Genomic DNA, 19,918 nt, shown 5'->3' on the forward strand with positions numbered 1-19,918 from the left:
TCCCTTGCCGCCTACCTGCAACTCGTAGTATTTAGAGTATATGTATAGGAAGAATTGGGCACTAGTCTGAAACTTATTTTTTCGGACTACTTTCGAGGTGCATTTTTAACAAACTTTCTGGGGGCGGTGGCAATTGTAAATAATAGCCCTGATCTTTGAGTGCTTGCTTTACTTTATCAAAATCAGCGTTAGCCAGTTTTTTACTGCCATCAAGCGGCAATATCATCGCCAATTGGGGTGTACCAAAACCTTTCATCAATTCTTCAGGAACCCGAGAGAAATCGTCTTTTTTTTCGACATATAGATATGTCTGGTCACGCTTGCTACTTCTGTAGATCACACAAAACATTTTTTTTACTCTATTTTCGCCAGATGGTGGCTTGCCTGAATATACCTGTGACTATAACATGCCAGATGTACTTCGGAATATCGTCCCACAGCAGTGGGGATTAAAACTGAATTGAGTAAGGCCAGGATGTCAAACACGCCAATCGAGTTAAAAGGCAGCAGTTTTACCTTATCAGTGCTTCATTTACATGACGCACAACCCGAGGTGATTCTCCAGGCCCTCCAGGAAAAAGTATCTCAGGCTCCAGCCTTTCTGAAAAATGCCCCGGTGGTGGTGAATGTTGCCAGTCTCGATGGTTCAGTTAACTGGAAAAAAGTCCAGCAAGCAGTGGTTTCTTCCGGTTTGCGTGTCGTCGGTATTAGTGGCTGTAAAGACGAAGCGCTGAAAAAAGAAATTGAGCGTGCGGGCTTGCCACTTCTGACGGAAGGGAAAGAAAAAAATTCACGTGCTAAGGCCGCGCCCGTTGAGATTGCCGCCCCTGTCGAACCCGTTGTTAACTCGATCACAAAAACACGTTTGATTGATACCCCGGTTCGTTCCGGTCAGCGCATTTATGCACCAAACTGTGATTTGATTATCACCAATCACGTCAGTGCCGGTGCAGAACTTATAGCTGATGGTAATATTCATGTTTACGGCATGATGCGTGGCCGTGCCCTGGCGGGTGCCAGCGGCGATCGTGATGCACAAATATTCTGTACAAATCTTGCTGCTGAGCTGGTCTCAATAGCGGGTGAATACTGGCTGAGTGAACAAATACCAGCTGATTATTATGGGAAAGCAGCACGCCTGAGTCTGGCGAGTGGTGCTCTCTCCGTTCAACCTTTGAATTAAGCCCTTTTAACAAGGAATTCCTTTATGGCACGCATTATTGTTGTTACATCGGGTAAAGGGGGCGTCGGTAAGACCACGTCCAGCGCGGCCATCGCTACAGGTTTGGCCCAGAAGGGAAGAAAAACCGTCGTAATCGATTTTGATATTGGCCTGCGTAACCTGGATTTGATTATGGGCTGCGAGCGTCGGGTGGTATACGATTTCGTCAACGTTATTCAGGGCGATGCCACATTAAATCAGGCGTTAATCAGAGATAAACGCACCGAGCAGCTCTATATTCTGCCGGCATCACAGACTCGTGACAAAGACGCACTCACGCGTGAAGGCGTGGCGAAAGTGCTTGAAGACCTGAAAAATATGGACTTCGAATTTATTGTTTGTGATTCCCCTGCAGGTATCGAAACTGGCGCATTAATGGCGCTCTATTTTGCTGATGAAGCGGTTATTACTACTAACCCTGAAGTTTCATCAGTACGAGATTCTGACCGAATTCTTGGTATTCTTTCTTCTAAATCTCGCCGTGCAGAAAACGGTGAAGCGCCGATTAAAGAACACCTGCTTCTTACTCGCTACAACCCAGGCCGTGTTAATCGCGGCGACATGCTAAGCATGGAAGATGTGCTGGAAATCCTGCGCATTCCACTGGTCGGGGTTATCCCGGAAGATCAATCTGTTCTGCGTGCGTCAAACCAGGGTGAGCCGGTCATTCTTGACCAGGAGGCTGATGCTGGTAAAGCTTACGCAGATACTGTTGAGCGCCTGCTTGGCGAAGATCGCCCTTTCCGCTTCATTGAAGAAGAGAAGAAAGGCTTCCTCAAACGCCTGTTCGGAGGATAAGTTATGGCATTACTAGACTTTTTTCTCTCACGGAAAAAGAACACCGCCAACATTGCAAAAGAACGTCTGCAAATTATCGTTGCAGAACGGCGCCGTGGTGATAGTGAACCGCATTATTTACCGCAGCTAAAACGCGATATTCTGGAAGTGATTTGCAAATACGTCAAAATCGATCCAGAGATGTTAACCGTCGTTCTTGATCAAAAAGATGACGATATTTCTGTTCTGGAGCTTAATGTCACGTTGCCAGAAGCACAGGAAGCAACAACAAAATCTGCGTGATGCAACTGCTCAAAATAAGCCCTCAGAATTAATCCTCGGGGGCTTATTTATTTTTACGCACAGACAACTTTTTAATACAGACTATTCTTAAATAGTTAATGGTTTTATTCCATTATTACTCAACACATCCCTGTAATTATTCCCAGTAACTATCAACAAATATTAAAAATCAGCCAACAGCGTTTTTAATGCTTCACCCATCACTCGCCCACGCCAACCACTAATTAATTCCGGTTGTGTTGATGGTGATTTTAATTTCCAGTGCCAGTTCAACAGTTGGTTAATTTGTCGACGTGAAGCCAGCAATTCAACGCTTAAACCACAATCCTCGCTCACTTGCTGTACCAACGCTTTAATCGCTTTAAATACGCGGCGATAGCCCGGCATATCAACCAGATTGCTTAACGGTTCTGGCAATTCATCATCAGATAGTGCCTGAGCTTCAACGACCATCTCTAACAGTGCTTTGCCGTGGAAACGGATTTCACTCCCGCTCAGGCCAAGATGTTCCAGTTCCCCCAACGAACCAGGCATGTAACGCGCGACCTGCCACAGATGTTCTTCACGCACCACAAAATTGACAGCCATGTCGCGCTCGCGCGCTTTGCGCAGTCGCCACGAGGCCAGTTTCTTCAGACAAGCCAATTGACGTGTTCTCAACTGCCATGCGTTACCAATTTCGCGCCAGGCTTCTTCCGGGTCCAGCACATCCTGACGACGCGCTGCCATCAAGTTACACTCATCTAGTGCCGCTTCCATCCAGCCTGCAGCTTGTGTCTCTTCCATCAATTTATGCGCAATGGGCAGCAAATAAAGGACATCTGCGGCGGCATAGTCACACTGACGCTCGGTCAGCGGGCGAGCAAGCCAGTCGGTACGTGATTCACTTTTATCCAGGGCGATCCCCGTGAAGGACTCAACGATGGTGGCAAAACCACACGAGAGTGGGCGTCCACTAAACGCTGCCAGGATCTGCGTATCAATAAACGGATCGGGCAGCATGCTATACGCATTGAGGAATACTTCCAGGTCTTCGCTACCCGCGTGCAGGAATTTAATCACTGCTTTATTTTGCAGTAGCGCTTTAAACGGTGACCAGTCAGTGATGGTTAACGGGTCGATAAGCGAAGCTGTTTCACCGTCAAATAGCTGGATCAAACCCAGTTGCGGGTAGTAAGTACGGGTACGAACAAATTCGGTATCCAGCGCTATCGCTGGAAAGTGACGAGCGGCCTCACACACTGTGGCAAGGGCTTCATCGGTAACAATCATTTGGTAAGTCAAATTCAGTTCTCTTAGGTTTGCGCCCATAAAAAACGCCGGTTTACCGGCGTTAGGGCGACGGACTCGGAGCTCAGGCGTTATTGTTGCCTTTACTGACCGATTCGTCACGTAGTTCTCGTCGTAATATTTTGCCAACGTTTGATTTTGGTAGTTCTTCACGGAACTCAACAAGCTTAGGTACTTTATAACCTGTGAGGTGGCGGCGACAAAAAACAACCAATGCCTCTTCAGTTAAAGCTGGATCTTTTTTCACTACGAAGATTTTTACCGCTTCACCGGACGCGCCATTTGGAACGCCAACCGCCGCGACTTCAAGTACGCCGCTATGTTGCATAACCACGTCTTCAATTTCGTTTGGATACACATTAAAGCCGGAGACCAGAATCATATCTTTCTTGCGATCGACGATACGCATAAAGCCCTCCTCGTCCATCACAGCAATATCACCGGTACGTAGCCAACCGTCATGCATAATCTCATCTGTTGCATCCGGGCGCTGCCAGTAACCCAACATCACCTGCGGGCCTTTCACACACAGCTCGCCGGGCTCGCCCGGAGGCACTTCTTCGCCTTCGTCATCAATCAGTTTCACTTCGGTGGAAGGCACCGGTAAACCGATACTGCCACTGTGGTAATCCATGTCATGCGGATTAGCACTGACCAGCGGTGCACATTCCGTCAAACCATAACCTTCAAGCAGGAAGCGGCCGGTCAGTTTCTCCCAGCGTTCAGCCACCGCGTGTTGTACTGGCATCCCGCCGCCAGCCGAAAGATGCAGGCTAGAAAAGTCGAGTTGCTGGAATTCTTTATTATTGAGCAGCGCATTGAACAATGTGTTAACACCGGTCATGGCGGTAAATGGATATTTCGCCAACTCTTTCACCAGCCCCGGAATATCACGCGGGTTAGTGATAAGCAGGTTCTGCCCACCAAGCTCAATAAACAGCAGGCAGTTCATGGTGAGCGCAAAGATGTGATAAAGCGGCAGGGCCGTCACCACCAGCTCTTTGCGTTCGAATAACAATGGGCTGTAAGCCGCTCTGACTTGTTCCAGATTCGCCAACATATTGCGGTGCGTCAGCATCGCCCCTTTGGCAACGCCTGTCGTGCCACCGGTATATTGCAAGAACGCGAGGTCGGCATTCAGAATTTCAGATTTAATATACTGGAGACGATAGCCGTGTTGCAGGGCACTGCGGAAAGAAATGGCATCGGGAAGATGATACTTCGGCACCAGGCGTTTGATGTACTTAACCACAAAGTTGACTAACGTCCCTTTTGCCGCAGAAAGCTGGTCGCCCATACGGGTCAAAATAACGTGTTTTACCTGAGTTTTATCGACAACTTTTTCTAGCGTATGCGCAAAGTTCGAAACAATCACAATGGCGCTGGCACCGCTGTCATTAAGCTGATGTTCAAGCTCACGTGGGGTGTACAACGGGTTGACGTTCACCACCACCATGCCCGCACGCAAAATACCGAACAACGCGACGGGATACTGCAACAGGTTTGGCATCATTAACGCAACGCGGTCGCCCTTTTGCAGGCCAAGACCTTGTTGTAAATACGCAGCAAAAGCACGGCTTCGCTCTTCCAGCTTACGGAACGTCATCACTTCGCCCATATTCACGAACGCAGGCTGATCCGCATAGCGTGCCGTTGCTTGCTCAAACATATCAACCAGGGACTGATAACGGTCAGGATTTATCTCAGCCGCAACATCGGCTGGGTAGCGGTTAAGCCAAACCTTCTTCAAGGATCCACCTCTGAATTTATTATTCGTCGTCATCACAACCCCAATATATAAACACGCTGTTAACATAATATTAACTCAGCGTACCAGTTTATTAATTAGACTGATTTAAGGTTGCGAAGCACATCACTAATTATTTTTTATCGATTGTAGAAAAAAATAGACAGCGGACATGCCGCTGCCTATTTAACTTGTTAAAACAGTGAGTTACTCAGTTACGATAGTCTGAACCTGTGCCGGACCTGGATTATACCATCCGCCGCCCCACATCCCGCCGTAGCCGTAACGCCCACGATAAGGGTACGGCCCGCCCCAGAACCACGGGTCGATTGGCTGTGGCGGCATGACCACTTGTTGTGTAACACGCCAGCGTTTATAGCCATTGACCTGCATCACCATAAACTTGTAAGCGGTTTCGCCCACTTTGCCTTCCACCACACCAGTGATGGGACCCACAACGGTGACCAACTGGCCACGGAAATCGACCGGGTCGAGGAAGCCATTCACGTCAGCGTAAATACGCCCTCTGGAAGGCTCACCCAATTGCGGGCGCGCTCCGTCGTCGAGGCTGACGGTGGCAATTTCCAGACGTGTTCTGCCTTGTTTGTTATCGATGTTCACCACTCGCCCACCGAAACGCGCTTCTTGCCCAACGTAGAGTTGCGGTGCATTCATCACTCGCGCTAAATCTTGTTGCGGCGTGGCACTGGTGCCCTTAATCGCATCAGGGATGGTGACACAACCACTCAGCATAACTACGGCAGCAACTGCCAGTAATCGGCTAACAATTCTGAGATTCAAACCAGCCATAACCTTTCTCCTTGACGCAGTTTCGGCTTCCCAAAAACGTTGGGAATTATTCTCTGCCTGGAAGCTTCTTCCATGTCACTTCATTACGCAGATAAACCGGCTCGGCATGTTCTACCGCCACCGTACAACCATCATTTAATGCCTGAATTGCCAAAGGCAACATATCTTCTGCTGCAGGAAGTGTGACTTCACCATCACGGATCTGCAGTTCACTGCTTTGCGCCATATCTGGCCAGGCTTGCCAGCCCGTGCCTACTGTCGCCCATTCGCCCTGAAGATGCTTCAACCGTTCAGCAACCGCTTCTGGTTTTAACACAGCTTCAGTTTCTTCACCGTGCCAGACACCCAGTTCATCACGCTGGTATTCAGCCCAATACACTTCACCCATGCGCGCGTCGATAGCTGCCAATACACGGGTCGCTCCGGTCATACGCCAGGCACCCTGCGCCATGGTGGCCAGAGTCGAAATGCCAATCATCGGCAATTCAGCCCCCAGCGCCAGCCCTTGCGCAATACCAATACCGATACGCACGCCGGTAAAACTACCTGGGCCACGGCCATAAGCAAGCGCATTCAATGCGGTCAGACCAACACCCCCTTCATTGAGGATGTCTCGCACCAGCGGCAGGATACGTTGGGTGTGTTCGCGTGGGCAGAGCTCGAAATGGGCAAGGGTCGCCCCTTCATTATACAGGGCAACCGAACATGCTTCTGTCGCGGTATCGATGGCTAAAATTCGCATGGTATTGCCAACCTCTGGCAGGAAAATAAGGTCAAAAATCGGCGCGCATCATACCATAGCCTGGCACAAATTACTGCGCCGAGCGGTGGTTAAGGAATTCAACTGCCCGATTAATATCCCGTGTGCGCGGTGTGGGCGGCAGGCTGTTGAGGAATACAGCACCATAAGGGCGCATCACCAGGCGATTATCACAAATCACCAGCACACCACGGTCATCAACATCACGGATTAAGCGTCCAACGCCTTGTTTTAAGGTAATAACGGCGTCGGGGAGTTGCACGTCTTCGAACGGGTCGCCCCCACGCAGGCGGCAATCTTCCATGCGTGCTTTCAGCAAAGGGTCATCCGGCGAGGTAAACGGCAGTTTGTCGATAATCACCAGTGACAGCGCATCACCACGCACATCCACACCTTCCCAAAAACTACTGGTCGCGACCAACAATGCGTTACCTGCGTCAACGAACTGCTGCAACAACTGGCCTTTGCTGGTTTCACCCTGCAACAACACCGGTAATGTCATAGTGGCGCGGAATTGCTCGGCTAAATCGCGCATCATCGAATGGGAGGTACACAACATGAAGCAACGACCATTGTTAGCTTCGATAAGCGGCTTGAGCATTTTTGCCAGATGTTTGCCTGCTGCCGGTTGGTTAGGCGTTGGTAAACCACGCGGCACACACAACAACGCCTGGCTGGCATAGTCAAACGGGCTGGCTAATAACAAGGTCTGCGCATTGGCGATACCCAGACGTTCGGTAAAATGGCTAAGCTGGTCGTTTACTGAAAGCGTTGCCGAAGTAAAAATCCAGGTACCTGCTTTTTGGCTGATCACTTCCTGGAATTTATCGGCGACGGAAAGCGGTGTTAGCGCCAGCGTGAAGTTGCGCGCGTTACATTCATACCAGTAGCTGTAACCCGGGGTATCGACCTCTTTGAGGCGTTTGATTCGCCCACGTAAAATCACGATGCGTTCGAAAGCCGCGTCCAACAATGCAGAGCGCCCAAGGGAAAGTTTGGATACGTCGTAACACAGCTCAAGCGCATCATCGAGCAACAATAACGCACGTTGTACCGACGGTTCGGCCAGTAATTCTCGCAAATTGCCGCGGTAACCTGGGTCACCCATTTGCAGGCGAAAATCTTGCGTGCTTTGCGCCAGACGGTCCGAACTTTTTTGTAATTGCTGGGCGTCACGCACTTCAGTGCGATAAGCGATGGAGATATCTTTGGCTATGTCGAGTAACTGGCGGCTGGAGACCGATTGCCCAAAATACTGGCTGGCGATGTCGGGGATTTGGTGGGCTTCATCGAAAATCATCACTTCTGCTTCCGGAATCAGCTCGCCAAAACCGCCCTCTTTGACCACCATATCGGCCAAAAAGAGGTGATGGTTAACCACCACAACGTCTGAATCCATGGCTTTTTTACGCGCTTTCACCACAAAACAATCTTTGTAAAGCGGGCAATCTTGCCCCAGGCAGTTATCGTTGGTGCTGGTCACCATCGGCCAGACGGCAGAGTCCTCGGCAACACTGGCGCAAGTGCTGATATCCCCGTCCACCGTTTCAATCGCCCAACCCCGTAATTTGACGATGTCACTTAGCGTCTGGACTTGCAGATCGCCGCCCGCCAGCGCTTGCTGTTCTAAACGCTCAAGGCATAAATAGTTCGAACGCCCTTTTAACAGCGCCAGCCGCCCTTTGAAATCCAGCGCCCGCGCCACTGTTGGTAAATCGCGTGAGAAGAGCTGATCCTGTAAGGCTTTTGATCCCGTAGAGATAATGACTTTTTTGCCTGAACGCAGAGCCGGAGCCAGATAAGCGTAGGTTTTACCCGTACCGGTACCCGCCTCCACCACCAGCTCACGCCCGGAAGCGATAGCCTCAGCCACGGCTTGCGCCATCTGGCGTTGTGGTTCACGCGGTTTAAAACCCGTTATCGCCGTAGCGAGTTGGCCGTCTGCTGCAAAATCGTCTGTCACATTACCCCCTGGGTTTATTGACAGTGATTATGTCAGCCTGAGCGGTGTTAAGCCAGTGGAAGCCTTCTGTAGATTGTGGCAGGCTGTGCCACAGTATGAACAAGCTGAAAAGGAAACAGTGATGAGTATTGTGCGTATAAAACCGGAAGCGCGTTGGTCGGATGCGGTCATTCATAACAACACGTTGTATTACACCGGTGTGCCAGAAAACCTTGATGCGGATGCTTACCAGCAGACCGCCAACACGCTTGCGCAAATTGATACTGTGCTTGAAGAACAAGGCAGCGATAAGAGTAAGATCCTCGATGCCACCATTTTCCTGCCGGAAAGTGCCGACTTTGCCGCGATGAATAAAGCCTGGGATGAATGGGTTGTTGCGGGTCATGCGCCGGTGCGTTGTACCGTGCAGGCAAAATTGATGAACCCGCGCTACAAAGTAGAAATTAAGATTATCGCGGCAGTGTGACACTAAGCGGGCTGTAGCCCGCTTTACTTATCGTCGTCGTTTTCTTCGTAATGGTCGACATATCTTTCTTCTTCATCGTTTTCATCCGTGTTTTCTTCGTCACTCTCAGCGTTACCGACGTCGTCATCTTCAAAACGGACCGCGACCATCTCGCCAGTATGATTGGCACGAATTTCTGCGGCGACCAGTGTAATCGCTTCACCACTGCTCATGCCCTGGGACATCAGTTCCTGAATACGTTCTACAGCTTTCTGCTGTTGCTCATGGGATAATGCGGGTAATCCTGAAAACATTTTCGACTCCTGATACATTGCCTGGGTTAATTATTTCACGCTGCTAACAGGGTTTCCAGCGGGTTCACTGGTATAGCAGGATGATCACTCTCTTTTTTTAGTTGTGGTTTATAACGTTGCAGACTCTCACTTTTCGAACTTTGCCGTGGCATGCCGATGCTGTTCAACACGCTTTCAAAGCGACTGCACAGCAGCCATGGGCCATGCTTCTGCATTCCGGCTTCGCTGACCATCCTCATAATCGCTTTGATATTCTGGTTGCAGAACCTCGGGCAACATTAGTGACGCGTGGTCCTGAAACAACAATTTGCGTGGACGGTATCAGTTCAACGCATCACGGCGATCCTCTGCATCTACTACAGGAAACTCTGGATAGTTTTGGTTATCAGCCAGAGATACACCCGGAACTCCCCTTTTTAGGCGGTGCGTTGGGGTTGTTCGGTTATGACCTCGGTCGCCACTTCGAAAAATTACCCGAGCGGGCACAACGCGATCTTACTACACCCGATATGGCGATAGGCATTTACGATTGGGCGTTAATTGCTGACCATCAAAATCAGTGCCTGACTCTGCTGTGTTGGGGGGATATTGATGCTCGCCAACAGTTTCTTGAAACGCTGACCGCGTACAGCCCTCGCCAACCGTTCCGCCTGACGAGCGCGTGGCAGTCCAGTATGACCCGCGAGCAGTATGGACTTAAATTCCGTCAGGTACAGGAATATCTCAAAAGCGGCGATTGCTACCAGGTGAACCTCGCGCAGCGCTTTAACGCCAGTTACGAAGGCGATGAATGGCAAGCATTCGAATGCCTGAACGCGGCGAATCGGGCTCCGTTCAGTGCGTTTATTCGACTTCCTGACAGCGTGATTTTAAGCCTGTCGCCTGAGCGGTTTATTCTGCTGGAAAATCACAACATACAAACGCGCCCGATTAAAGGCACTTTACCGCGCCTGGAAGATCCTCTGGCCGATGCGCAGCAGGCTGAAAAACTGGCGAATTCACCAAAGGATCGCGCAGAAAACCTGATGATTGTTGATTTGCTACGTAATGACATTGGCCGTGTTGCGGTACCGGGCAGTGTAAAAGTCCCTGAGTTATTTGTTGTTGAGCCCTTCCCGGCAGTACATCACCTGGTGAGTACCATAACCGCACAATTGCCTTCGCATCTTAAGGCAACAGATTTACTGCGCGCCTGTTTCCCTGGTGGGTCGATTACCGGTGCACCAAAAGTTCGCGCTATGGAAGTGATTGAAGAACTCGAGCCGCAGCGGCGTAATGCCTGGTGTGGAAGTATCGGCTATTTAAGCTTCTGCGGAAATATGGACACCAGTATTACCATCAGGACTCTGACCGCCGAAGGAGGCAAACTTTACTGTTCGGCGGGAGGTGGAATTGTGGCTGATAGTGTTGAATCTGCGGAATATCAGGAAACTTTTGATAAAGTTAATCGTATTCTTCCACAACTAGAGAAGTGATGAGATGTCTGGTTCGTCCCTGAGTATGAACGATTTTTTATCGCGTTTTCAGCTGTTGCAACCGCCCGTAACGCGCACGACGAGTAATCATCGCCAGGCTGCGGTGCTGATTCCTATTGTACGCCGCCCACAGCCTGGGCTGCTGTTGACCCAACGTTCGACCATGCTGCGTAAACATGCCGGGCAAGTTGCCTTTCCAGGCGGTGCGGTGGACGACACTGATGAGTCATTGATTGCCGCGGCACTGCGCGAGGCATGGGAAGAAGTTGCCATTTCGCCAGAGCATGTTGAAGTGATCGGCACTTTGCCGCCGGTCGATAGCGTCACCGGGTTTCAGGTTACGCCAGTTGTCGGCATCATCCCTCCCGATTTACCTTACCAGGCCTGTGAAGATGAAGTTGCAGCGGTTTTTGAGATGCCTTTAATGGAAGCGCTCACCCTGGGTCGCTATCATCCGCTGGATATTCACCGTCGTGGTAACGCCCATCGCGTTTGGCTTTCCTGGTATCAACACTACTTTGTCTGGGGTATGACTGCCGGAATTATCCGTGAGTTAGCTTTACAGATAGGTGTGGAACCGTGATCACTCTTTAATTCTGCAAATACGGCTATATTTAGCAGAGTGTCTTGCTGTAGTTTTATTCCCCCATAGACATAAGGGGCAATAAAAAGAGTGGTTGATCTGACTGATTACTCCCTGGAAGCGCATTCTGCGGACCGGATTAGTCAAGTTATGGTTAACCATTAGTTTAATTCATGTGAATAGTTTACTACAGTGACCAATAAATTTTTAAACTAGCTAGCTGCGGTTTTGCAGCAGCAAATTTTATTTAGCCGGTGTCCTGAAAGGAGTTTAGTGTGATTAGCATATTCGACATGTTCAAAGTCGGCATTGGGCCATCCAGTTCCCATACCGTCGGTCCGATGAAGGCCGGTAAGTTGTTTGTCGACTCGCTGCTCGAAAATGGATTACTGGAAAGCACGACGCGCATCGCCGTCGATGTTTACGGTTCCCTGTCGCTGACTGGTAAAGGGCACCATACTGATATCGCTATCATCATGGGTCTTGCAGGTAACGAACCTGCCACTGTTGATATTGACTCCATTCCTGCGTTTATTCGCGATGTAGAAACGCGTGAACGTCTGTGGCTTGCCCAGGGTCGCCACGAAGTTGATTTCCCGAAAGATACCGGCATGTGTTTCCGTAACGACAACCTGTCGTTACATGAGAACGGCATGACTATCCATGCGTTCAGCGGCGATCAAAAGATCTACAGCAAAACGTATTATTCCATCGGCGGTGGTTTTATCGTTGATGAAGAGCATTTCGGCAAAGAGGCAGCAGATGAAGTTGTCGTGCCCTACTCGTTCAATTCCGCGGAAGAAATGCTGAATCACTGTAAACAGACCGGCATGTCCCTGTCTGGCGTGATCATGCAGAACGAACTGGCTTTGCACAGCCGTAAAGAAATTGAAGAGTATTTTGCCAACATCTGGCAAACCATGCGCGCTTGTATCGACCGTGGCGTCAATACTGAAGGTGTGCTGCCTGGCCCATTGCGTGTACCGCGTCGTGCTTCCGCATTGCGCCGTATGCTGGTATCCAGCGATAAACTCTCCAATGACCCAATGAACGTGATTGATTGGGTGAACATGTTTGCGCTGGCGGTGAACGAAGAAAACGCCGCGGGCGGGCGTGTGGTTACCGCTCCGACCAACGGTGCCTGCGGCATCGTCCCTGCAGTGCTGGCGTACTATGACCACTTTATCGAATCAGTCAGCCCTGACACCTACATCCGTTATTTCCTCGCATCCGGTGCGATTGGTGCGTTGTATAAGATGAACGCGTCAATTTCTGGTGCTGAAGTGGGTTGCCAGGGTGAAGTCGGTGTGGCCTGTTCAATGGCGGCAGCCGGCCTTGCTGAAATTCTCGGGGCCAGCCCAGAACAAGTTTGTGTTGCGGCGGAAATTGGCATGGAACACAACCTCGGTTTGACCTGCGACCCGGTTGCGGGCCAGGTTCAAGTGCCGTGTATTGAACGTAATGCGATTGCTTCTGTGAAAGCGATCAACGCCACCCGCATGGCAATGCGCCGTACCAGTGAACCTCGTGTTTCTCTCGATAAAGTGATTGAAACAATGTATGAAACGGGCAAAGACATGAATGCGAAATACCGCGAAACCTCTCGCGGTGGCCTGGCAATTAAAGTCCAGTGTGATTAATCCCTTCCGGCCCTCAGTGATGAGGGCCAGGCTAGTGCGGGTCATTCACCTGAACTTGAGAAGCCAACTGCTTGTTTAACCATTAAAAGGTGCTGCGTCTGCTCAACGACGCGGCTCCTGAACAACGAAACGCAAAAAAAAGGTTATTTTTCCAGCGCTCTACAAATCCCCCACTACACTTTGAATGTTCTGTGTGCCGATTTCGGTCGCGGTTCTACACAAGGTGATCACGGATGCAGACAGCTCAACGTATATTACGAGGCTACCGTCGCAGGCGTTTAATTGTCTGTATCGGCTTAGCTGTTCTGGCACTCGTGTTGACTCTGAGCGCACGCTATGTTGCTGAGCGCAAAGTGAATGAACAGCATTTGCAGGCGTTTAATCAACGTATTATCAGCACGCTAGAGAGTATTCTGATCCCCCTTGAACAAGGCAACAAAGAGCTTATTGCTTTAGTGGGAATGTCTTGTGAGGCCGCGCAACTCAAAATGCGCGAACACGCAGCACGCCTGCAAACAGTGCGTTCAATCGGGCTGATTAAGGATGATATTCTTTATTGCTCAAGTATTTTTGGCAGCCGCCACGTCCCGATTAATTTGCTACAACCCAAATTACCTTCATCTCTTCCACTGCTGTTTCTCTCAATTGACCGTTCATTACTGAAAGGCACGCCGATTCTGTTGTCCTGGACACCGTCATCCAACAGCAGTCACGAAGGCGTCATGCAGATCATTAATATTGAATTGCTGACCGGATTAATCCTTGAGCCTGAACGCCCATGGGTATCGCGTGCTGTACTTAATGTCGCGGATTCGCACCTCGAATATGGTGCAGGACTTTTGCAGCGAATTGTTGTTGAAGATGGGCAAGTCATCCATGAAATGGCTTCCGAACACTTTGCGTTTTCCATCACCACCATTGGCCCCTCACCTGGGGCATTGGCATTAAGCAATTTGCCAACTCAACTTCCACTGGCACTGATTCTCAGTATGCTGATTGGTTATATCGCCTGGCTTGCAACCGCCAATCGCATGAGTTTTTCATGGGAAATTAATGTTGGTATGGCCTCTCATGAATTCGAGGTCTTCTGCCAGCCACTAGTGAGCGCTCGTAATCTGCAGTGTGTCGGTGTGGAACTACTATTGCGCTGGAATAATCCACGCCAGGGCTGGATCTCCCCCGATGTATTTATTCCCCTCGCTGAGCAGCAAAACCTGATTGCCCCGTTGACCCGCTATGTGCTGGATGAAACCGTTCGCCACCTTGATATTTTTCCCAAATCACGTCATTTCCACATCGGGCTAAACGTGGCGGCCAGCCATTTCCATGAAGCTGAGATTATTGCCGATTTGCGCCGTTCCTGGTTCCCTGCACACCCGCTGCAAAAATTGACTCTGGAGTTAACGGAACGAGATGCGTTGCCAGATGTTGACTATCGTGTGGTGCGTGATTTGCATCGTATGGGCGTGGGTTTGGCGATAGATGATTTCGGTACGGGGCAGAGTTCCCTGGCCTATCTGGAAACACTGAATCCAAATGTACTGAAAATTGATAAGTCGTTTACTGCGGCTATCGGGACTGATGCGGTGAACTCGACGGTGACCGATATTATTATCGCACTGGCGCAGAGGCTGGGAATCTCTCTGGTGGCCGAAGGCGTTGAAACGCCGCAGCAGGCAGAGTATCTGCGCAGCCACGGCGTGAATGTCTTGCAAGGTTATTTGTATGCGCGACCAATGCCACTGAGCGAATTCCCTCGCTGGTTAAGGGGGAGCACACGCCCCCCGCGCCATAGAGGTCATCCTATTTCTGTCGTTCCGCTGCGCTGATTACTCTTCTTCATCTTCATGTTCGGAGCGTTCTTTCACCACACGGACCAGGTCCACACGGTAATCGTTCGCTTCGACAATCTGGATGCGAAGCGGAGCAACTTCAATGACATCACCCGCTTTCGGGATTTGGCCATTCACCGAGATAACCAATCCGGCAATCGAGGCGATATCTTCGCTGTCGTTAACCAGAGTATTGATATCCAGATGCTGCTGAATCGCATGCAGGTCAGTGGAACCTTTCACCAACCAACCGTCACCGTCGCGCACAATTTCTGGTGTTTCGTCAGCATCGGGGAATTCACCCGCAATGGCTTCCAGGACATCCAATGGTGTCACCAGACCTTGAACGACGCCGAACTCGTTGTTGACGATAACGAAGCTACCGCGAGCACGACGCAGCACACCCAGCAAGTTGATAGGGTCCAGCGTTTCCGGAACCACAATCGCCGGATATTGGGCCGCAATAGCCGCAACATCGCCACCATTTTCCAGCGCCACCAGCAGCTCTTTAGCCCGCACGATCCCGATGATTTCATCAAGCTCACCGCGGCATATCGGGAACAGACTGTGTGGAGATTCCAGCAGTTGTTCACGAATTTCAGCCGTCGATTTATCGGCATCAACCCAGGAGATTTCACCACGAGGCGTCATAATGCTACGCAATGAACGTGAAGCCAGCGTCAGTACCCCGTTTATCATGTAACGTTCTTCTTCAGCGAAGGATTCCGCTTCAATCGGGGTGATGGTTTTGTTGTCTTCATTCTGTGAGCGCGCCTGGCGCTTGCCATTCATTAAGCGCAAAATCGCATCAGCTGTACGAGCACGTAGCGGTACATTTGACTGATGGCGAATAAAGTTGCGACGCGCAATCTGGTTAAAGAACTCGATGATTATCGAGAAGCCAATCGCTGCGTACAGGTAGCCCTTAGGAATATGGAAACCGAAGCCTTCAGCAACCAGACTCAGGCCGATCATCAACAAGAAGCTCAGGCACAGCACCACGACCGTTGGATGCTGGTTAACAAAATTCGTTAACGGTTTTGACGCCATCAGCATCACACCCATCGCAATCACAACCGCCGCCATCATGACAGGCAGGTGATTCACCATCCCTACGGCGGTAATGACCGCATCTAGCGAGAACACCGCGTCCAATACAACAATCTGCAGTACTACGACCCAGAAACTAGCGTAGCCTTTCCCATGCCCATCATCATGCTGGCGGTTTTCCAGCCGTTCATGCAGTTCGGTCGTGGCTTTAAACAGCAAGAATAAGCCCCCGAATAGCATGATGAGATCGCGCCCGGAGAACGTCAAATCTGCGACGCTAAACAGGGGTTGGGTCAGTGTCACCATCCATGAGATCAATGACAACAAGCCTAGTCGCATCACCAATGCCAGAGATAAACCGATAAGCCTCGCTTTATCCCGTTGTTTTGGTGGAAGTTTATCCGCAAGAATCGCAATAAAGACCAGGTTATCAATACCCAGTACGATTTCCAGAACAATAAGTGTCAGTAAACCCACCCATATTTGGGGATCCATTAAGAGTTCCATGACAAGCTCCAGCTTTGGGAATCACTGCGCGGCAACCCGCAAAATACGGACGCAGAAAGTTGAATTAAGGTATTAACGGGGCGTGTTACGCCATTATGAAAGGCTGAGGATTCAGACCTGAAAATGAAAAGACGTCGGTGACGGTCCATACGGTGGGCTACTGCCCTTTACTCCTTAGTTATTAAACGGGATGCAAACAATATCAGAGCAAATTACCCTTTTGCAAAGATTTACCTGATTTTGCAATTTTACTGTCATTGACCAAGCGCATAATTTGCTCCGCGAAACAATATGTGTGAAGCAAAGCTAAATTACGGATCTTCATCACATAAAATATTTTTTTCACTGACTAAAATAAATCCGTCTTCAGTTACACATCTTTACTCATACCGTTATCTGAATCGATTCGCTCAATGAAACGGATAATCTACAAAACACCCATTTTAAGGGTGTGGTTATGTCCAACACAGGAGGTAGCAAGTGACTATTGCTATTGTCATAGGCACGCATGGCTGGGCAGCAGAACAATTGCTGAAAACCGCTGAAATGCTATTAGGCGAACAAGAAAATGTTGGCTGGATAGATTTCGTTCCCGGTGAAAACGCCGAAACTTTGATCGAAAAATATAACGCTCAATTGGCAAACCTGAAAACCGACAAAGGTGTGCTGTTTCTCGTCGATACCTGGGGCGGTAGCCCTTTCAATGCGGCTAGCCGTATTGTCGTCGATAAAGAGCATTACGAGGTCGTCGCCGGGGTCAATATTCCGATGCTGGTCGAAACCTTGATGGCACGTGATGATAACCCTTCATTTGATGAATTAGTGGCTTTGGCAGTAGAAACAGGTCGCGAAGGGGTTAAAGCCCTGAAAGCAAAACCTGTTGAAACTGCAGCACCTGTAGCGCCCGTTGCTGCACCAAAACCTGCGGCACCGCTGAAGCCAATGGGTCCAAATGACTACATGAACATTGGTCTGGCACGTATTGATGACCGTTTGATTCATGGCCAGGTGGCGACTCGCTGGACTAAAGAAACTAACGTGACGCGCATTATTGTTGTCAGCGATGAAGTTGCCGCCGATACCGTGCGCAAAACTCTGTTGACGCAAGTTGCGCCTCCAGGCGTAACAGCACACGTGGTTGATGTGGCAAAAATGATCCGCGTGTGGAATAACCCGAAATATGCAGGCGACCGTGTGATGCTGCTGTTCACTAACCCAACTGATGTTGAACGCGTCGTGGAAGGTGGGGTGAATATTAAGTCAGTCAACATCGGTGGTATGGCGTTCCGCCAGGGTAAAACTCAGGTGAACAACGCGATTTCTGTCGATGAAACGGATATTGAAGCCTTTAAGAAACTGAACGCGCGTGGCATTGAACTGGAAGCGCGTAAGGTTTCTACCGATCAAAAATTGAAAATGATGGACCTGATCGCGAAGGTGAAAAACTAATTACTAATGTAATTAGTTTGATTCTACGTTTTGCTCAGTTTTCACACATAAGTCACTCGTTTAAGGAGAAGTACAATGGAGATTACCACTCTTCAGATTGTGCTGGTGTTTATCGTAGCCTGTATTGCCGGTATGGAGTCGGTGCTCGATGAATTTCAGTTCCACCGTCCGCTGGTCGCCTGTACCTTAATTGGTCTGGTCCTCGGTGACATGAAAACCGGTATTATTATCGGTGGTACACTTGAAATGATCGCGTTGGGTTGGATGAACATCGGTGCGGCGGTTGCTCCCGATGCGGCTCTGGCGTCAATTATCTCGACCATTCTGGTTATCGCCGGACATCAGGGCATCGGTTCTGGTATCGCTCTGGCCATTCCACTGGCAGCAGCAGGCCAGGTTCTGACCATTATCGTTCGTACTATTACCGTGGGCTTCCAGCACGCAGCAGATAAGGCCGCCGAAAATGGCAACCTATCGGCACTCTCCTGGATTCACGTTTCCTCCCTGTTCTTGCAAGCAATGCGTATCGCCATTCCTGCCGTTATCGTCGCGGTTTCCGTGGGGACTAGCGAAGTGCAGAACATGCTGAACGCCATTCCTGAGGTGGTAACCAGCGGTCTGAACATCGCCGGCGGCATGATTGTGGTAGTGGGTTATGCGATGGTCATCAACATGATGCGCGCAGGCTACCTGATGCCATTCTTCTATCTGGGCTTCGTTACTGCGGCTTTCACCAACTTCAACCTGGTTGCATTGGGTGTGATTGGTGCTGTGATGGCAATTCTGTACATCCAGCTGAGCCCGAAATACAACCGTACTGCCGGTGCTACAGCGCCTGCTGCCGGTGCTAACGACCTCGATAACGAATTAGATTAATAGGTGAGCGAAATGGTTGATACCACTAAAACAGTAACTACCGAGAAGAAACTCACTCCGGGCGATATTCGTGGCGTGTTCCTGCGTTCTAACCTCTTCCAGGGGTCATGGAACTTCGAACGTATGCAGGCGCTGGGCTTCTGTTTCTCAATGATTCCGGCAATTAAACGCCTGTATCCTGAGAACAACGATGCGCGTAAACAAGCGATTAAACGTCACCTGGAATTCTTCAACACCCATCCCTATGTAGCCGCTCCGGTTCTGGGCGTTACCCTTGCGATGGAAGAACAACGTGCGAACGGTGCAGAAATTGATGATGGTGCCATTAACGGTATCAAAGTTGGTTTGATGGGGCCGCTGGCGGGCGTGGGCGACCCAATCTTCTGGGGTACTGTACGCCCAGTATTTGCAGCGCTAGGTGCCGGCATTGCCATGAGCGGCAGCCTGCTCGGCCCATTGCTGTTCTTCATCCTGTTCAACGCAGTCCGTTTGCTAACCCGTTACTACGGTGTGGCTTACGGCTACCGTAAAGGGATCGATATCGTTAAGGATATGGGCGGCGGCTTCCTGCAGAAATTGACTGAGGGGGCGTCAATCCTCGGCCTGTTTGTCATGGGGGCACTGGTAAACAAGTGGACGCACGTTAACATACCGCTGGTTGTGTCGAAAATTACCGACCAGACCGGCGCAGTTAAAGTGACCACGGTTCAAACCATTCTTGATCAGTTGATGCCAGGCCTTGTGCCATTGCTGCTAACGTTTGCTTGTATGTGGCTGCTGCGTAAGAAAGTCAACGCGCTGTGGATCATCATGGGCTTCTTCGTTATCGGTATTGCCGGTTATTCTATCGGCTTGCTGGGTCTGTAATTACCATG

The 19,918-nt window shown here is 50.0% G+C and carries 18 protein-coding genes and 1 pseudogene; 11 read left to right on the top strand and 8 right to left on the bottom strand.

All coding sequences use genetic code 11. The features are described from left to right. Positions 1 to 73: 73 nt before the first annotated feature. Positions 74 to 349, bottom strand: coding sequence for a YcgL domain-containing protein (locus EC843_RS03075; RefSeq protein ID WP_064546121.1), 276 nt, complete (start codon positions 347 to 349; stop codon positions 74 to 76). Positions 350 to 475: 126 nt separating this feature from the next. On the opposite strand from EC843_RS03075, the gene minC reads away from it, so the two are divergent. Genes minC through minE form a run of 3 tightly spaced genes read left to right on the top strand, consistent with a single transcriptional unit; the run spans position 476 to position 2,302 of the window. Then, positions 476 to 1,183: a septum site-determining protein MinC gene (gene minC / locus EC843_RS03080; protein ID WP_064546117.1), complete on the top strand. Its 708-nt coding sequence runs from the start codon at positions 476 to 478 to the stop codon at positions 1,181 to 1,183. Positions 1,184 to 1,207: 24 nt separating this feature from the next. Then, on the top strand, positions 1,208 to 2,020 hold the full coding sequence (gene minD, locus EC843_RS03085) for a septum site-determining protein MinD (protein ID WP_034495914.1): 813 nt from the start codon (positions 1,208 to 1,210) through the stop codon (positions 2,018 to 2,020). Positions 2,021 to 2,023: 3 nt separating this feature from the next. Continuing rightward, positions 2,024 to 2,302 carry a cell division topological specificity factor MinE gene (gene minE, locus EC843_RS03090; RefSeq protein WP_064546115.1) on the top strand — a complete coding sequence of 93 codons (279 nt, stop codon included), beginning with the start codon at positions 2,024 to 2,026 and terminating at the stop codon, positions 2,300 to 2,302. Positions 2,303 to 2,464: 162 nt separating this feature from the next. On the opposite strand, the gene rnd is transcribed toward minE, so the two are convergent. From rnd to EC843_RS03115, 5 genes are all read right to left on the bottom strand, one after another. Then, a complete protein-coding gene (gene rnd, locus EC843_RS03095) occupies positions 2,465 to 3,574 on the bottom strand; it encodes a ribonuclease D (RefSeq protein ID WP_133522052.1) in 1,110 nt (369 codons plus the stop codon). Positions 3,575 to 3,656: 82 nt separating this feature from the next. After that, complete coding sequence (gene fadD / locus EC843_RS03100; protein ID WP_133521581.1) at positions 3,657 to 5,342, bottom strand: long-chain-fatty-acid--CoA ligase FadD; 1,686 nt, start codon at positions 5,340 to 5,342, stop codon at positions 3,657 to 3,659. A gap of 204 nt (positions 5,343 to 5,546) precedes the next feature. After that, entirely contained in the window at positions 5,547 to 6,149 is a 603-nt protein-coding gene (locus tag EC843_RS03105) for a Slp family lipoprotein (protein ID WP_064546109.1), read from the bottom strand. 46 nt (positions 6,150 to 6,195) lie between these two features. Then, entirely contained in the window at positions 6,196 to 6,891 is a 696-nt protein-coding gene (gene tsaB / locus EC843_RS03110) for a tRNA (adenosine(37)-N6)-threonylcarbamoyltransferase complex dimerization subunit type 1 TsaB (protein WP_064546107.1), read from the bottom strand. A 70-nt stretch (positions 6,892 to 6,961) separates the two neighbouring features. Next, positions 6,962 to 8,872: an ATP-dependent DNA helicase gene (locus EC843_RS03115; protein ID WP_133521582.1), complete on the bottom strand. Its 1,911-nt coding sequence runs from the start codon at positions 8,870 to 8,872 to the stop codon at positions 6,962 to 6,964. Positions 8,873 to 8,993: 121 nt separating this feature from the next. Here EC843_RS03115 and EC843_RS03120 point away from each other — a divergent pair, with 121 nt between their 5' ends. Then, entirely contained in the window at positions 8,994 to 9,338 is a 345-nt protein-coding gene (locus EC843_RS03120) for a RidA family protein (RefSeq protein ID WP_121813626.1), read from the top strand. A 119-nt stretch (positions 9,339 to 9,457) separates the two neighbouring features. Here EC843_RS03120 and EC843_RS24730 read toward each other — a convergent pair. Beyond that, positions 9,458 to 9,631, bottom strand: a pseudogene (locus tag EC843_RS24730) (YoaH family protein); the annotation flags it as partial. Between the two features lie 116 nt (positions 9,632 to 9,747). Here EC843_RS24730 and pabB point away from each other — a divergent pair. The 4 genes from pabB (at position 9,748) to EC843_RS03145 (ending at position 15,158) form a co-directional block, all read left to right on the top strand. Continuing rightward, on the top strand, positions 9,748 to 11,106 hold the full coding sequence (gene pabB, locus EC843_RS03130) for an aminodeoxychorismate synthase component 1 (RefSeq protein WP_133521583.1): 1,359 nt from the start codon (positions 9,748 to 9,750) through the stop codon (positions 11,104 to 11,106). A gap of 4 nt (positions 11,107 to 11,110) precedes the next feature. Then, positions 11,111 to 11,689 (top strand): CoA pyrophosphatase, encoded by a 579-nt coding sequence (locus EC843_RS03135; protein WP_064546098.1) that lies wholly within the window; start codon positions 11,111 to 11,113, stop codon positions 11,687 to 11,689. A 275-nt stretch (positions 11,690 to 11,964) separates the two neighbouring features. After that, positions 11,965 to 13,329, top strand: coding sequence for an L-serine ammonia-lyase (gene sdaA, locus EC843_RS03140; protein WP_064546096.1), 1,365 nt, complete (start codon positions 11,965 to 11,967; stop codon positions 13,327 to 13,329). Between the two features lie 233 nt (positions 13,330 to 13,562). After that, entirely contained in the window at positions 13,563 to 15,158 is a 1,596-nt protein-coding gene (locus tag EC843_RS03145; protein ID WP_133521584.1) for a cyclic diguanylate phosphodiesterase, read from the top strand. Here EC843_RS03145 and yoaE read toward each other — a convergent pair whose 3' ends face one another. Then, positions 15,159 to 16,718: a CNNM family cation transport protein YoaE gene (gene yoaE / locus EC843_RS03150; protein WP_064546092.1), complete on the bottom strand. Its 1,560-nt coding sequence runs from the start codon at positions 16,716 to 16,718 to the stop codon at positions 15,159 to 15,161. A 480-nt stretch (positions 16,719 to 17,198) separates the two neighbouring features. Here yoaE and manX point away from each other — a divergent pair, with 480 nt between their 5' ends. The 3 genes from manX (at position 17,199) to EC843_RS03165 (ending at position 19,910) form a co-directional block, all read left to right on the top strand. Next, on the top strand, positions 17,199 to 18,167 hold the full coding sequence (gene manX, locus EC843_RS03155) for a PTS mannose transporter subunit IIAB (RefSeq protein ID WP_064546090.1): 969 nt from the start codon (positions 17,199 to 17,201) through the stop codon (positions 18,165 to 18,167). Between the two features lie 75 nt (positions 18,168 to 18,242). After that, the gene (locus EC843_RS03160) at positions 18,243 to 19,043 is read left to right on the top strand and encodes a PTS mannose/fructose/sorbose transporter subunit IIC (protein WP_133521585.1); all 801 of its coding nucleotides are present in this window, start codon (positions 18,243 to 18,245) and stop codon (positions 19,041 to 19,043) included. Positions 19,044 to 19,055: 12 nt separating this feature from the next. After that, the gene (locus EC843_RS03165) at positions 19,056 to 19,910 is read left to right on the top strand and encodes a PTS mannose transporter subunit IID (RefSeq protein WP_064546086.1); all 855 of its coding nucleotides are present in this window, start codon (positions 19,056 to 19,058) and stop codon (positions 19,908 to 19,910) included. The last annotated feature ends 8 nt before the right edge of the window (positions 19,911 to 19,918 follow it).

The organism is Buttiauxella sp. JUb87, assembly GCF_004361975.1.
In the GTDB taxonomy this organism is placed as follows: domain Bacteria; phylum Pseudomonadota; class Gammaproteobacteria; order Enterobacterales; family Enterobacteriaceae; genus Buttiauxella; species Buttiauxella ferragutiae.

What these genes read in the sequence shown, in the direction of transcription:
- minD (WP_034495914.1), top strand. Translation starts at nt 1,208, where the DNA reads ATGGCACGCATTATTGTTGTTACATCGGGTAAAGGGGGCGTCGGTAAG.
- EC843_RS03160 (WP_133521585.1), top strand. Translation starts at nt 18,243, where the DNA reads ATGGAGATTACCACTCTTCAGATTGTGCTGGTGTTTATCGTAGCCTGT.
- EC843_RS03135 (WP_064546098.1), top strand. Translation starts at nt 11,111, where the DNA reads ATGTCTGGTTCGTCCCTGAGTATGAACGATTTTTTATCGCGTTTTCAG.
- EC843_RS03120 (WP_121813626.1), top strand. Translation starts at nt 8,994, where the DNA reads ATGAGTATTGTGCGTATAAAACCGGAAGCGCGTTGGTCGGATGCGGTC.
- minE (WP_064546115.1), top strand. Translation starts at nt 2,024, where the DNA reads ATGGCATTACTAGACTTTTTTCTCTCACGGAAAAAGAACACCGCCAAC.
- tsaB (WP_064546107.1), bottom strand. Translation starts at nt 6,891, where the DNA reads ATGCGAATTTTAGCCATCGATACCGCGACAGAAGCATGTTCGGTTGCC.
- EC843_RS03165 (WP_064546086.1), top strand. Translation starts at nt 19,056, where the DNA reads ATGGTTGATACCACTAAAACAGTAACTACCGAGAAGAAACTCACTCCG.
- yoaE (WP_064546092.1), bottom strand. Translation starts at nt 16,718, where the DNA reads ATGGAACTCTTAATGGATCCCCAAATATGGGTGGGTTTACTGACACTT.
- rnd (WP_133522052.1), bottom strand. Translation starts at nt 3,574, where the DNA reads ATGATTGTTACCGATGAAGCCCTTGCCACAGTGTGTGAGGCCGCTCGT.
- EC843_RS03105 (WP_064546109.1), bottom strand. Translation starts at nt 6,149, where the DNA reads ATGGCTGGTTTGAATCTCAGAATTGTTAGCCGATTACTGGCAGTTGCT.
- EC843_RS03075 (WP_064546121.1), bottom strand. Translation starts at nt 349, where the DNA reads ATGTTTTGTGTGATCTACAGAAGTAGCAAGCGTGACCAGACATATCTA.
- EC843_RS03145 (WP_133521584.1), top strand. Translation starts at nt 13,563, where the DNA reads ATGCAGACAGCTCAACGTATATTACGAGGCTACCGTCGCAGGCGTTTA.
- minC (WP_064546117.1), top strand. Translation starts at nt 476, where the DNA reads ATGTCAAACACGCCAATCGAGTTAAAAGGCAGCAGTTTTACCTTATCA.